The sequence below is a fragment of the Neisseria sp. Marseille-Q1983 genome, from assembly GCF_018224585.1.
Taxonomy (GTDB): Bacteria; Pseudomonadota; Gammaproteobacteria; order Burkholderiales; family Neisseriaceae; genus Neisseria; species Neisseria polysaccharea.
The window spans coordinates 18,223-31,572 of the sequence record NZ_JAGTUI010000026.1 but is presented as its reverse complement, the minus strand read 5'-3'; the positions used below and the strand labels follow the sequence as shown (position 1 = coordinate 31,572).

The 13,350-nt window shown below is 49.0% G+C and carries 14 protein-coding genes, 2 tRNA genes and 1 pseudogene; 12 read left to right on the top strand and 5 right to left on the bottom strand.

The window, feature by feature from the left end:
• The first annotated feature begins 96 nt into the window (after window positions 1–96).
• The gene (locus KEM39_RS07365) at window positions 97–429 is read left to right on the top strand and encodes a general secretion pathway protein GspG (RefSeq protein WP_118996951.1); all 333 of its coding nucleotides are present in this window, start codon (window positions 97–99) and stop codon (window positions 427–429) included.
• A gap of 64 nt (window positions 430–493) precedes the next feature.
• On the opposite strand, the gene KEM39_RS07360 is transcribed toward KEM39_RS07365, so the two are convergent.
• On the bottom strand, window positions 494–1,075 hold the full coding sequence (locus KEM39_RS07360) for a superoxide dismutase (RefSeq protein ID WP_118996950.1): 582 nt from the start codon (window positions 1,073–1,075) through the stop codon (window positions 494–496).
• A gap of 162 nt (window positions 1,076–1,237) precedes the next feature.
• Here KEM39_RS07360 and dnaB point away from each other — a divergent pair, with 162 nt between their 5' ends.
• The 6 genes from dnaB to KEM39_RS07330 all read left to right on the top strand — a co-directional run bounded on the left by dnaB (window position 1,238) and on the right by KEM39_RS07330 (window position 6,091).
• Entirely contained in the window at window positions 1,238–2,644 is a 1,407-nt protein-coding gene (gene dnaB, locus KEM39_RS07355; protein WP_118996949.1) for a replicative DNA helicase, read from the top strand.
• A 153-nt stretch (window positions 2,645–2,797) separates the two neighbouring features.
• On the top strand, window positions 2,798–3,463 hold the full coding sequence (locus KEM39_RS07350) for a pilus assembly FimT family protein (RefSeq protein ID WP_118996948.1): 666 nt from the start codon (window positions 2,798–2,800) through the stop codon (window positions 3,461–3,463).
• Window positions 3,464–3,491: 28 nt separating this feature from the next.
• On the top strand, window positions 3,492–4,103 hold the full coding sequence (pilV, locus tag KEM39_RS07345) for a type IV pilus modification protein PilV (protein ID WP_118792707.1): 612 nt from the start codon (window positions 3,492–3,494) through the stop codon (window positions 4,101–4,103).
• The gene (locus KEM39_RS07340; protein WP_118792706.1) at window positions 4,100–5,041 is read left to right on the top strand and encodes a PilW family protein; all 942 of its coding nucleotides are present in this window, start codon (window positions 4,100–4,102) and stop codon (window positions 5,039–5,041) included. The genes pilV and KEM39_RS07340 overlap by 4 nt, the downstream gene beginning before the upstream one ends.
• The gene (locus KEM39_RS07335) at window positions 5,020–5,616 is read left to right on the top strand and encodes a pilus assembly PilX family protein (RefSeq protein ID WP_118792705.1); all 597 of its coding nucleotides are present in this window, start codon (window positions 5,020–5,022) and stop codon (window positions 5,614–5,616) included. Before KEM39_RS07340 ends, KEM39_RS07335 begins: the two co-directional genes overlap by 22 nt.
• A 1-nt stretch (window position 5,617) precedes the next feature.
• The gene (locus tag KEM39_RS07330) at window positions 5,618–6,091 is read left to right on the top strand and encodes a PilX family type IV pilin (RefSeq protein WP_192886284.1); all 474 of its coding nucleotides are present in this window, start codon (window positions 5,618–5,620) and stop codon (window positions 6,089–6,091) included.
• A gap of 69 nt (window positions 6,092–6,160) precedes the next feature.
• Here KEM39_RS07330 and KEM39_RS07325 read toward each other — a convergent pair whose 3' ends face one another.
• Window positions 6,161–6,469 (bottom strand): AzlD family protein, encoded by a 309-nt coding sequence (locus KEM39_RS07325; protein ID WP_118996946.1) that lies wholly within the window; start codon window positions 6,467–6,469, stop codon window positions 6,161–6,163.
• Window positions 6,466–7,176: pseudogene (locus tag KEM39_RS07320) on the bottom strand (AzlC family ABC transporter permease). Before KEM39_RS07320 ends, KEM39_RS07325 begins: the two are co-directional and overlap by 4 nt.
• Before the next feature lie 142 nt (window positions 7,177–7,318).
• On the opposite strand from KEM39_RS07320, the gene dut reads away from it, so the two are divergent.
• From dut to KEM39_RS07295, 5 genes are all read left to right on the top strand, one after another.
• Window positions 7,319–7,771, top strand: coding sequence for a dUTP diphosphatase (gene dut / locus KEM39_RS07315; RefSeq protein ID WP_002222651.1), 453 nt, complete (start codon window positions 7,319–7,321; stop codon window positions 7,769–7,771).
• Window positions 7,772–7,846: 75 nt separating this feature from the next.
• Window positions 7,847–9,034, top strand: a complete 1,188-nt coding sequence (dapC, locus tag KEM39_RS07310) for a succinyldiaminopimelate transaminase (protein ID WP_118996944.1) — start codon at window positions 7,847–7,849, stop codon at window positions 9,032–9,034.
• Between the two features lie 162 nt (window positions 9,035–9,196).
• Window positions 9,197–9,976, top strand: coding sequence for a peroxide stress protein YaaA (yaaA, locus tag KEM39_RS07305; protein ID WP_118996943.1), 780 nt, complete (start codon window positions 9,197–9,199; stop codon window positions 9,974–9,976).
• 80 nt (window positions 9,977–10,056) lie between these two features.
• A tRNA-Ser gene (locus KEM39_RS07300) sits at window positions 10,057–10,147 on the top strand.
• A gap of 75 nt (window positions 10,148–10,222) precedes the next feature.
• Window positions 10,223–10,312, top strand: a tRNA-Ser gene (locus tag KEM39_RS07295).
• Between the two features lie 323 nt (window positions 10,313–10,635).
• On the opposite strand, the gene KEM39_RS07290 is transcribed toward KEM39_RS07295, so the two are convergent.
• Together KEM39_RS07290 and KEM39_RS07285 are read right to left on the bottom strand one after the other, a co-directional pair.
• Entirely contained in the window at window positions 10,636–10,938 is a 303-nt protein-coding gene (locus KEM39_RS07290; protein ID WP_003752736.1) for a hypothetical protein, read from the bottom strand.
• Window positions 10,939–11,080: 142 nt separating this feature from the next.
• Window positions 11,081–13,306, bottom strand: a complete 2,226-nt coding sequence (locus KEM39_RS07285; RefSeq protein WP_211709775.1) for an NADP-dependent isocitrate dehydrogenase — start codon at window positions 13,304–13,306, stop codon at window positions 11,081–11,083.
• Between the last annotated feature and the right edge of the window lie 44 nt (window positions 13,307–13,350).

The window sequence follows — 13,350 nt, the reverse complement described above, 5'->3', positions numbered from 1 at the left end:
TCTCTTTGAGCTAAGGCGAGGCAACGCCGTACTGGTTTTTGTTAATCCACTATAACGCCTTGTTTTGACGGAAAATCATCATATAAAGGAACACTTATGCAGATTTTACCTTTTCAGGAAAGTATTGCGGAGCGTATGCTCGCCGGAACGGAAGGAGAGTCGGTTCATCGGGATGCGCAGTTCGTTCAAACGGCAAACGGCTATTGGATTGCGTGGCATGAAGGCGTAGCGGCACTGCTTGCGCCCGATACGCCGCCGGGTATTCCCTGTTTTTGGGTGGAAGGCGCGGAAAGCCTTGAAGAGTTGTGCGCCATGGTGGAACGCGGCGAGTTTGACGAAGTGGAAGAGTTTGACGGCGATGACGACGAATGGCTCGAAGCGGCACAGGGTTGCGGACACCACGGCGACGCTTGCGCTTGCGGACATTGATTCGGATTTCCCGTAAAAAATGCCGTCTGAAATGTGTTCAGACGGCATTTTGTCGGTTTGCGGCTTATGCGGCAAAACGTTTGGCGACTTCGTCCCAGTTGACGATTTCCCAAAAACCTTTCAGGTAGTTGGGACGGCTGTTGCGGTAGTCGATGTAATAGGCGTGTTCCCACACGTCGCAGGTCAGCAGCGGCGTGTTTTCAGTGGTCAGCGGAGTTGCTGCGTTGGAAGTGGAAACCAAATCCAATCCGCCGGCAGGGGTTTTCACCAGCCATGCCCAACCGGAGCCGAAAGTACCGGCAGCGCAGGCATTGAACGCTTCTTGGAATTTCTCGAAGCTGCCCCATTTCGCGTCGATGGCGGCGGCCAGTTCACCGGAAGGTTTGCCTTGACCTTTGGGCGTGAAACCCAGCCAGTAGAAGGTGTGGTTCCAAGTTTGCGCCGCGTTGTTGAACACGCCGCCCGAAGATTTTTTCACAATCTCTTCCAAAGGCAGGTTTTCAAATTCGGTGCCTTTGATTTGATTGTTCAGGTTGGTGATGTAGGTTTGATGGTGTTTGCCGTAGTGGAATTCCAAAGTCTCTTTGCTCAGATGCGGGGACAATGCGTCCAGTTCATAAGGCAGTTGCGGCAGCTTATGTTCCATTTTGTGCTCCTAATATTGTTTTAAATGTTGTATTTTGGCAGTGTTGCTGCAAATAGCTCGGCAGCGCACATATTCTACCTGTTTTGAGGTACGGAAACCAATTAAACCTGCTTTACGCTATAATAGAAGATTGCAATTTCGGCACGACAGATAGGATGTACCATGAACGATTACACAGCCATGCCGTCTGAAGACCGTGAGGTCGGCTCATTGTCGCTTCCGCCGCACTCAATGGAGGCGGAACAGTCTGTTTTGGGCGGTTTGATGCTGGAAAATCCGGCATGGGACAGGATTGCCGATGTGGTTTTGGGAGAGGATTTTTACCGGCATGAACACCGCCTGATTTTCCGATCCATTGCCAAATTAATCAACGAAAGCCGTCCCGCCGATGTGATTACGGTTCAGGAAGATTTGCAGCGGAACGAAGAATTGGAAGCGGCAGGCGGATTTGAATATCTGATTACGCTGGCGCAAAACACCCCGTCTGCTGCCAACATCCGCCGCTACGCCGAAATCGTGCGCGAGCGTTCCATTATGCGCCAGCTCGCTGAAGTGGGGACGGAAATCGCACGCAGCGCCTACAATCCGCAAGGCAGGGACGCGGGTCAGCTTTTGGACGAGGCGGAAAACAAAGTGTTTCAAATTGCCGAAAGCACGGCCAAATCCAAGCAGGGCTTTTTGGAGATGCCCGATTTGCTGAAAGAAGTCGTACAGCGCATCGATATGCTTTATTCGCGCGACAATCCCGATGAAGTTACCGGCGTGCCGACAGGGTTCATCGACCTCGACAAAAAAACCTCGGGTCTGCAGCCCGGCGACCTGATTATCGTCGCCGGCCGGCCGTCTATGGGTAAGACCGCCTTTTCCATCAATATCGCCGAACACGTTGCCGTAGAGGGCAAGCTACCCGTTGCCGTCTTCTCGATGGAGATGGGCGGTGCGCAACTGGTCATGCGTATGCTCGGCTCGGTCGGACGGTTGGATCAAAGCGTCTTGAAAACAGGCAGGTTGGAAGACGAACATTGGGGGCGTTTGAACGAGGCAGTCGTCAAACTTTCCGACGCGCCTATGTTTATTGACGAAACCCCGAATCTGACCGCCCTCGAGCTGCGCGCCCGTGCCCGCCGTCTCGCCCGTCAATTTAACAATAAGCTTGGATTGATCGTCATTGACTACCTGCAACTGATGGCGGGATCCGGCCGTTCCGACAACCGTGCTTCGGAGCTGGGAGAAATTTCACGTTCGCTTAAAGCGTTGGCGAAAGAATTGCAGGTTCCTATCATCGCTTTGTCTCAGTTGAGCAGGACGGTCGAATCGCGTACCGACAAACGCCCGATGATGTCCGACCTTCGCGAGTCCGGCGCAATCGAGCAGGATGCCGACCTGATTATGTTCATGTATCGCGACGAATACTACAACCAAGACTCGCCCATGAAAGGCCTTGCCGAATGTATCATCGGCAAACACCGCAACGGTCCCGTCGGTAAAATCTTCCTCACATGGACGGGACAATTCACCAAATTCGACAATGCTGCCTATATTCCCGAGGAGGCAAAGATAGAAGATTAAATGGCTATATAAAAATTTATTAGGCAAAATCAGGCAAAATCGTTTAAAATCATGCTGAGAGATTGCCCTAAAAAATAAAACGCGGTCTTGAGGCATTTTGCATTCAGACGGCATATAATTGAAAATACATTACCAGTTAACGTCCTATTGCTTATGTGTACACGAAAACAACAAGGTTTCACGCTAATAGAGCTGCTCATCGTGATGGTCATCGCAGCCATTATGGCGATGATAGCCCTTCCCAGTATGAGCCGGTGGATTGCATTCCGCCGCATTGCCAGTCACGCGGAGCAGGTTGCCAACCTTTTGCGTTTCTCCAGGGGCGAAGCCGTCCGGCTCAATCTCCCTGTCTATATCTGTCCTGTTCAAGTTAAAAAAGACGGTACGGTCAACAATCAGTGCGACTTCAGTAAGAAGGGGCAGGGGGTGTTGGCTTTCGGCGACAAAAACGGCAATAAGGCATATGACGGCGATGCGGCGGATGTTTTCCTCCGCAGTGTGGTGTTGAATGATGCCGCCGACAGCCGGATTAATTATGCCTTCAACCATATCGCTTTCGGTAAGTCTCAACCGACTGCCGACCGTGTTGTTTGGACTTTCAACCAAAACGGGGCATTCGGCTATTCTCCCGATCAGAATCTCGCGCGTACTTCCAGATTTGTTTACTCCGACGGTTATATCCAAATCGTGCTGACAGATGCGAAGGCGGTTTCCGCCGATGAAAAGAAATTCCGTTCGGCGGTGGTTTTGATTGACAGCAGCGGCAGGGTTGAGGTTTGTCCTAGAAACGATACGCGTGCCGTATGCCAACATCAATGACTGTTTTAGTCGGTTTGGGAAATAAAAAATGAAGAATAATGATTGCTTCCGCCTGAAAGATCCCCAGTCCGGTATGGCACTGATAGAAGTCTTGGTTGCTATGCTCGTTCTGACCATCGGTATTTTGGCACTATTGTCTGTACAGTTGCGGACAGTCGCTTCCGTCAGGGAGGCGGAGACACAAACCATCGTCAGCCAAATCACGCAAAACCTGATGGAAGGAATGTTGATGAATCCGACCATTGATTCGGACAGCAACAAGAAAAACTATAATCTTTACACAGGGTCGTACACCCCTTCTTCCTCCGACGGCGATTTCACGCTTAATAATTTGAAAACCAAGAAGGATTTGGCAAAAGCCCAGTTGGACAGGTTCGGTTATGAATTGAAAAATGCCTTGCCGGATGCGGCAGCTATTCATTACGCCGTCTGCAAAGATTCGTCGGGTAATGCGCCGACATTGTCCGACAGCGGTGTTTTTTCTTCAAATTGCGACAATAAGGCAAACGGAGATACTTTAATTAAAGTATTGTGGGTAAATGATTCGGCAGGGGATTCGGATATTGCCCGTACGAATCTTGAAGCGAACGGCGACAATATCGTATATACCTATCAGGCAAGGGTCGGAGGTCGGGAATGAAACGTAAAATGCTAAACGTACCAAAAGGCAGTTATGATGGTATGAAGGGTTTTACCATTGTTGAATTTCTGGTTGCAGGTCTGCTCAGTATGATTGTCCTGATGGCGGTCGGATCGAGTTACTTTACGTCCCGGAAATTAAATGATGCGGCAAACGAGCGTCTTGCCGCGCAACAGGATTTGCGGAATGCGGCAACATTGATTGTCCGCGATGCGAGAATGGCGGGCGGCTTCGGTTGTTTCAATATGTCCGAGCATTCTGCAACTGATGTTATTTCCGATACGACGCAACAAAATTCTCCTTTTTCCTTAAAAAGGAACGGTATAGATAAACTTATTCCCATAGCGGAATCTTCAAATATCGGATATCCGGGTTTTACCCAGTCCGGTAAGGCATTGATTTTCCAATACGGTATCGATGATGCTAATGCAAGCGCCGCGACTACCGTCGTCAGCAGCTGTGCCGCAATATCGAAACCGGGCAAGCAAATCCTTACTTTAGAAAATGTAAAAAAAGAATTGAATATTCCGGATACGGATAACAGGCAAAATGGCAATATTGCGCGTCAAAGGCATGAGGTCAATGCCTATGCGGTCGGCAAGATTGCCGATGAGGAAGGTTTGTTCCGCTTCCAATTGAATGCTAATGGCGGATGGGGTAATCCTCAGTTGCTCGTGAAAAAAATTACCCATATGAATGTGCGGTATGTCTATGTTTCCGACTGTCCTGAAGATGAAGATGCCGGCAAAGAGGAAAAATTCAAATATACGGATAAATTCGACAGTTCCAAAGGTGCTGTTACGCCTGCCGGGGTGGAAGTTTTATTGAATAGCGGTACTGATACCAAGATTGCCGCTTCTTCAGACAATAATATTTATGCTTACCGTATCGATGCGACAATACGCGGGGGAAATGTATGCGCAAACAGAACACTTTGACGGGAATCCCGACTTCTGACGAACAGAGGGGGTTCGCACTGTTTATCGTGCTGATGGTTATGATCGTCGTGGCCTTTTTGGTTGTAACTGCCGCGCAGTCTTACAATACCGAGCAGAGGATCAGTGCCAACGAATCAGACAGGAAATTGGCTTTGTCTTTAGCCGAGGCAGCTTTGCGGGACGGCGAATTTCAGGTTTTGGATTTGGAATATACTACGGACAGTAAGGTTACATTTAGCGAAAACTGTGAAAACGGTCTGTGTACCGCAGTGAATGTGCGGACAAATAATGATAATGAAGAGGCTTTTGACAATATTGTGGTGCAAGGCAAGCCTACCGTTGAGGCGGTGAAGCGTTTTTGCCCTGCAAATTCTACCAACCTGTGTATTGACAATAAAGGGATGGTATATGGGAAAGGTACGGGAAGCGTCAGCAAAATGCCGCGTTATATTATCGAATATTTGGGTGTGAAGAATAACCAAAATATTTACAGGGTTACTGCCAAGGCTTGGGGTAAGAATGCCAATACCGTGGTCGTCCTGCAATCTTATGTAAGCAATAATGATGAGCAATAAAATGGAACAAAAAGGGTTTACATTGGTTGAGGTAATGATAGTCGTCGCGATACTCGGCATCATCAGCATCATTGCCATACCTTCTTATCAAAGTTATATTGAAAAAGGCTATCAGTCCCAGCTTTATACGGAGATGGTCAGTATCAACAATGCTTTCAAACAGATTATTTTGAAAAATCCCGGGGAAAGTAATCAGAACCTTGAAACGGAACTGAAGAAGTTTGCACCGGCTTATCGGATGAACCCGAAAATTGCCGAAAAATATAGTGTTTCGGGGGAATTTGTTGATGCGGCAAAATCAAGGGCATACAGGTTGGTCGGCGTTCCGAAGGCGGGGACGGGTTATACTTTGTCGGTATGGATGAACAGCGTGGGCGACGGATACAAATGCCGTGATGCCGCTTCTGCCCGAGCCTATTCGGAGACTTTATCCGCAGATGCCGGCTGCGAAGCTTTCTCTAATCGTAAAAAATAGGGCTGTTTTGCCAATGCCGTCTGAAGATTAATTTTCAGACGGCATTTTTTACGGGCATTTTGAAATGAATTATGTCATCAACCATCCCAAGATGCCTGATGATCCAACCCCTATCAATACGGTAAGCAACATAGAAAAGCGGCAGGCTGCCAAGGCGGTTAACGCGATGGCGATAAGTTCGTGCGGTTTGTCGGATACGAAATAGGGGGCAATGACGGAAATGAGGACGCAGCCCGGCGTGGCTTCCATAATGGTTTGGGCACGGCGGCTTAAGGTTCGGTTACGCAGTGCGAAAAATCCTATCAGACGTGTAGAGTAGGTGACGGCAAGCATAGAGGCAAACAACAGGAATGATTGAAGCGACAGCAAATCTTTCATTTTTGTTCTCCCCAGAGATAAGCCGATAACAGGTCGGACAGCGCGCCGGCGGGAACATACCACGCGCCGTCAACGGTCAGATAAACGGCGGATGCAACAAACAGGCTGACAAACCAAGGTCTTGATGCGGAAAAACTTTTCCACATCCCCCTCAATAAAACCAGAAATACGGCAGGAAACGCCATACCGAATCCCCAAGCGGACACATTGCCGAACACAGGCCCTACTGCCGCGCCGAGGGCGGCAAACCCTATCTAGGTAATGTAGAGGATAAAGCATACGCCCATATAAAAAGGCATATTGAATGCGGGCAAACCGGCTGCTTTCCGTTTTTGGATTTCGGAGAATGCCATCGCCCAGCTTTCATCACACATAAAAAACAGTGCGGGCACGGCTTTTTTCAGCGGTATTTCTTTCAGGTGCGGGGCAAGTGCCGCCCCCATCAGGATATGCCGCGAATTAATCATGAAGGTTACGGTGGCGATAAGCAGTATCGGTAGAGGTTCCGCCCACAGGTTGACCGTGGCAAATTCGGAGCCGCCGGCGAAGTTCATCCCCGTCATCAGCAACATCTCCAGCCAGCTCATGCCTTTTTGTCCGCCTTGCATACCGAGTATTAATGCCCAAGGCAAAAGCCCAATCAGCATGGGCGAACTTTCTTTGATGCCGCGTATAAATTCGTTACGGGGTGAACTTGTATGTGTCATGTTAATATTGATATGTAAGAAGGTCGGGCATTATACACAGACGGTGTATTTCAGAACAAAACCTATTTGCCGTGTTTCAGCGTAAACACGGCTTGTGTATAATCTCCCATCTTTGAAACCGGCCGTATGCAGGAGCAAGACGATGAATATTGAAGTAGAAATGAAAGTGTTGGACGAGAGGATGGCGGATTTTATCCCTGCCTATGCAACGGAGGGTTCTGCAGGTTTAGATTTGCGTGCCTGTTTGGATGAGGAAGTCGTTTTGCAGCCGGGTGAAACGTTTCTTGTGCCGACAGGTTTGGCAATTTATTTGGCGAATCCCGCATATGCCGCCGTTTTGCTGCCCCGTTCCGGCTTAGGGCATAAACACGGCATCGTTTTGGGCAATTTGGTCGGTTTGATCGACTCCGATTATCAAGGGGAATTGAAGGTGTCGTTATGGAACAGAAGCAGCGAGCCGTTTACTGTCAAACCGTTTGAGCGTATCGCGCAGATGGTTATCGTGCCAATCGTGCAGGCGCGTTTCAAACGTGTCGAGGAATTTGTCGGAAGCAGCCGGGGTGAGGGCGGCTTCGGCAGTACGGGTTTGCATTGAATATAAAATGCCGTCTGAAGGGCACGTCAGGTTCAGACGGCATATCTTCCGATATACCGACAACCGGAGAAAATCATGAATACCTTACTCAAGCAGCTTAAACCCTATCCCTTTGCCCGACTGCGTGAAGCGATGCAGGGCATTTCCGCGCCCGAAGGTCTGGAAGCCGTCCCCCTTCACATTGGCGAACCGAAACATCCGACACCGAAAGTCATTACGGATGCGCTGACCGCTTCATTGCACGAGTTGGAAAAATATCCGCTGACGGCCGGTTTGCCTGAATTACGTCAGGCGTGTGCCGACTGGTTAAAACGCCGTTACGATGGTTTGACAGTAGATGCGGATAATGAAATTCTGCCGGTTTTAGGCAGTAGGGAGGCGTTGTTTTCTTTTGTCCAAACCGTGTTGAACCCTGTTTCAGACGGCCTCAAACCCGCAATTGTCAGCCCGAATCCCTTTTATCAGATTTACGAAGGTGCGACACTTTTGGGCGGCGGTGAAATCCATTTTGCCAATTGCCCCGCGCCGTCTTTCAACCCCGATTGGCGTAGTATTTCCGAAGAGGTTTGGAAACGCACCAACCTGGTGTTTGTCTGCTCGCCCAACAACCCCAGCGGCAGCGTGCTGGATTTGGACGGCTGGAAAGAAGTTTTTGATTTACAGGATAAATATGGTTTCATTATTGCCTCGGATGAATGCTATTCCGAAATCTATTTCGACGGCAACAAACCTTTGGGCTGCCTGCAGGCCGCTGCACAGTTGGGTCGAAGCAGGCAAAAACTGCTTATGTTCACCAGTTTGTCCAAGCGTTCCAACGTTCCGGGCCTGCGTTCCGGTTTTGTCGCCGGCGATGCCGAACTGCTTAAAAACTTTCTGCTTTACAGAACCTATCACGGCAGTGCAATGAGCATTCCCGTGCAGCGCGCAAGTATTGCCGCTTGGGATGACGAACAGCACGTTATCGACAACCGCCGTATGTATCAGGAAAAATTTGAGCGCGTTATTCCCATTTTGCAACAGGTATTTGACGTTAAATTACCGGATGCCTCGTTTTACATCTGGTTGAAAGTCCCCGATGGCGACGATTTGGCATTTGCACGCAATTTATGGCAAAAAGCCGCTATCCAAGTATTGCCCGGACGCTTTTTGGCACGGGATACCGAACAGGGCAATCCCGGGGAAGGTTATGTGCGTATTGCTTTGGTTGCCGATGTCGCAACTTGTGTCAAAGCTGCGGAAACCATTGTTTCCCTATATCGGTAAAGAATAAAAAATGCCGTCTGAACTTTTGTTCAGACGGCATTTTTCAATATTTTACGGTTGAATTTGCTGTAACGGTATTTACTTCACTTTTAATCTAATCGGCTTGCCCGCAAACACGTTTAAATTTAAAATCCCCGTGTTTGACACAATACCGAGCGGATTATGTTTTTTGTCCTTTCCCCTGCGAAAAACCTTAACGAAAAAGACCCTGCCCCTGTCAGCGAGTTTACCCAACCCGACCTGCTGGCAGAGTCCGAAATTCTAATGCAGCAGCTGCGCGAGCTTGCTCCGCAACAGATCGCCGAACTGATGCACGTTTCCGACAAAATCGCACTCTTAAACGCAGAACGAAATGCAGCGTGGCACACGCCGTTTACGCCGGAAAACGCCAAACAGGCGGTCTTTATGTTCAACGGCGATGTTTACGAAGGTATGGATGCAAACACATTGGATACCGATCAAATACAATATCTGCAAAACCATGTCCGTCTGCTTTCGGGGTTGTACGGCCTTCTTCGCCCGTTAGACCTAATACAGCCCTACCGCCTGGAAATGGGAACGCCCTTCGCCAATTTGCGCGGCAAGAATTTGTATGAGTTTTGGGGCGACATCATTACCAACCTTTTAAATGACACGCTTGCCCAAGCAGGCAGCAATACGCTTGTCAACCTTGCCTCGCAGGAATATTTCAAGTCCGTCAACACGAAAAAACTTCGGGCGCGGCTGATTACCCCGATATTTAAAGACGAAAAAAACGGCAAATATAAAATCATCAGTTTCTATGCCAAGCGCGCGCGCGGATTAATGGTGCGCTATGCGGTCGAGCATCATACTACCGACCCTGAAATGCTGAAGTGTTTTAATTATGAAGGTTATACATTTAATGCAGCCGCCTCAAATGAAAACGAATGGGTATTTATGAGGTCGGAACAAATCAAGTAAAAACAAAAAAGTAGGTATTTTTTGAAAAAAACACTTGGCAAAGTATACGAACTTTATTATTATTCTAGTTTCAAGAAAACGGAAGCGTGGCAGAGCGGTTTAATGCAACGGTCTTGAAAACCGTCGAGGGTTGATAGCCCTCCGTGAGTTCGAATCTCACCGCTTCCGCCATTTCTTGAGAGTAGAACCAAATAAGAATGCAATAGTAGCAAATATTGTATTTTTATTTGGTTTTACTGCATTATCGGAAACGTGGCAGAGAGGCTGAATGCAGCGGACTCGAAATCCGCTGAGGGTGCAAATCCTCCGTGGGTTCGAATCCCACCGTTTCCGCCAGAAAACATTAACCGCCGCAAGTTATGGCGGTTTTTTGTTTAAGTCTCGTCAATTACCATAAAAAATCATCATGTTATACTATCAAAGTTCGTTAAATCAGATCAGACGCATTCATGCTGATTCTTTTTTGTTCGATTTTTTTTAATGGTAATGTACATGGTGATTTTTAGAGCATTGAGGAATGACTATAATGGCTACAGCCTCCCTCCGCTTGCTGCTAATAGGTTAGGGGTGCGAGGCTGAGAGTATAAACCGGTGCGTTTTGATGTGAGAATGCCGTCTGAACCTTTGTTTCAGACGGCATTGCTATTGCTGATGCGGCTTTATTCGCAATTCAGATTGCGGGTTTTTTCTGCAAACGAATCCATAGCGATTTGGCACATTTGCTTGCGCTGTCCCAAATCGGCGGCAGGCAGGGCTTGGAATAGGAATTTGGTGTTGTTGCGTGCGAAATCTGCCTTGTTTCCGGCTTTGTTGTAACAGGTTTCGGCGCGTTTGAAATATTGTTGGCAAATCGGCGGCAGCTCGTCCATAGTCAGGGGTTTGCTCTTATGCATACCGTGTGCGGATGCAGGAAGGGCGGTTGCCAAAAGGATGCTAATCAGGATGGCTGGAATAGCTTTCATATTATTGTCTTTTCCTAGGGTAAAAACTAAAGATTATATTATTTATAATCAATGAGTGTTGCGTTTAATCATAATCAGGCAGATAGGAATAACTAATGCCGTCTGAACGATAAATGTTCAGACGGCATTTTTACCTTTGTGCTTATAAGGTGCTTAGTGCCTGATTAAAGGTTGCGCTTGGACGCATCGCTTGTGCCGCTTTTTCAGGATTGGTTGCGTAGTAGCCTCCGATGTCGACCGCTTTGCCTTGTACGGTAGAGAGTTCTTCAACGATTTTGGCTTCGTTTTCCGCCAACGATTTGGCTAACGGCGCAAAAGCCGCTTTCAATTCTACGTCTTTGTCTTGAGCCGCCAATTCTTGCGCCCAGTAGAGGGTGAGGTAGAAATGGCTGCCGCGGTTGTCGAGTTCGCCAGCTTTGCGTTTAGGCGATTTGTCGTTCAACAGCAGTTTTTCGGTGGCTGCATCCAAAGTGTCGGCGAGAACTTGGGCTTTGGCGTTTCCGGTTTTTTGCGCCAGATGTTCAAACGATACGGCAAGCGCGAGAAATTCGCCCAAAGAGTCCCAACGCAGGTGGTTTTCTTCGAGGAACTGTTGAACGTGTTTCGGTGCAGAACCGCCCGCGCCGGTTTCAAACATACCGCCGCCGTTCATTAATGGAACGATAGACAGCATTTTCGCGCTTGTGCCGAGTTCCAAAATTGGGAAAAGGTCGGTCAGGTAGTCGCGCAAGACGTTGCCGGTTACAGAGATGGTGTCTTCGCCGTTTTTCAGACGGCCTAAGCTGAACTTGGCGGCTTCTTCAGGCGCGAGGACGCGGATGTCGAGACTATTTGTATCCAGTTCGGCAAGGTAGGCTTTAACCTTGGCGAGCAGGCTCTTGTCGTGCGGACGGTTTTCGTCAAGCCAGAACACAGCTGGTGTGTTACTCAGGCGGGCGCGGTTGACGGCAAGTTGTACCCAGTCTTTAACCGGAGCGTCTTTGGTTTGGCACATACGCCAGATATCGCCTGCTTCAACGTCGTGCTGCATCAGGACTTTGCCCGCTGCATCGATGACTTGAACCTGACCGTCGGCTTCGATTTCGAAAGTTTTATTGTGCGAACCGTATTCTTCGGCTGCCTGCGCCATCAGACCGACGTTAGGAACGGTACCCATGGATGTCGGGTCAAACGCGCCGTGTTCGCGGCAGAAATCGATGGTTGCTTGGTAAACGCCAGCGTAGCTGCTGTCGGGAATCACGGCTTTGGTGTCTTGCGCTTTGCCGTTTTTGTCCCACATGCGGCCGGAGTTACGAATCATCGCAGGCATAGAAGCATCGACGATGACATCGCTGGGAACGTGCAGGTTGGTAATGCCTTTGTCGGAATCAACCATAGCCAAATCAGGGTTGGCGGCGTAAACGGCAGCGATTTCAGCTTCAACGGCAGCGCGGGTGTCCGCATCCAGTTTGTCCAAATTGGCAAGCAGGTTGCCGAAGCCGTTGTTGACGTTGACACCTGCGGCAGCCAGTTTGTCGCCGAATTTTTCAAATACAGGCGCGAAGAATACTTTGACGGCATGTCCGAAGATAATCGGGTCGGACACTTTCATCATGGTGGCTTTCATGTGCAGCGAGAACAATACACCTTTTGCTTTCGCGTCTTTGACTTGTTCGGCAAGGAAGGCGAGCAGGGCTTTTTTGCTCATCACGGTTGCGTCGATGATTTCGCCGGCTTTCAGGGCAACAGGCGCGCGCAGCTCTTTTTTATTGCCTTGTTTGTCGGTGAATACGATGGATACGGAAGTCGCTTCAGGTACGGTAACGGATTGTTCGTTATGGAAAAAATCGCCGCTTTGCATGGTGGCGACGTGGGTTTTGGAGTCTTTGGTCCATGCGCCCATGCTGTGCGGATGTTTTTTCGCAAAGTTTTTCACTGCTTTAGGCGCGCGACGGTCGGAGTTGCCTTCACGCAGGACAGGGTTTACCGCACTGCCTTTGATGCGGTCGTAGCGTTCGCGTACGGCTTTTTCTTCATCGGTTTGAGGGTCGGCAGGATAGTCGGGAACGGCAAAGCCTTTAGACTGCAATTCTTTAATCGCGGCAGTCAGTTGAGGTACGGATGCGCTGATGTTCGGCAGTTTGATCACGTTTGCATCGGGTTGTTTCACCAGTTCGCCCAATTCGGCAAGCGCATCAGGTACGCGTTGCGCTTCGGTCAGGTATTCGGGAAACGCCGCCAAAATGCGGCCGGACAGGGAAATGTCGGCAGTTTTGACATCAATATCGGCGTGGCGGGCAAACGCCTGCACAATCGGCAGCAGCGATTGGGTCGCCAGCGCGGGGGCTTCGTCGGTATGGGTATAAACAATGGTGGATTTTTGAGTCATAGGATTATTCTCTTGTAGGTTGGTTTTTTCTTTTGAAACACATT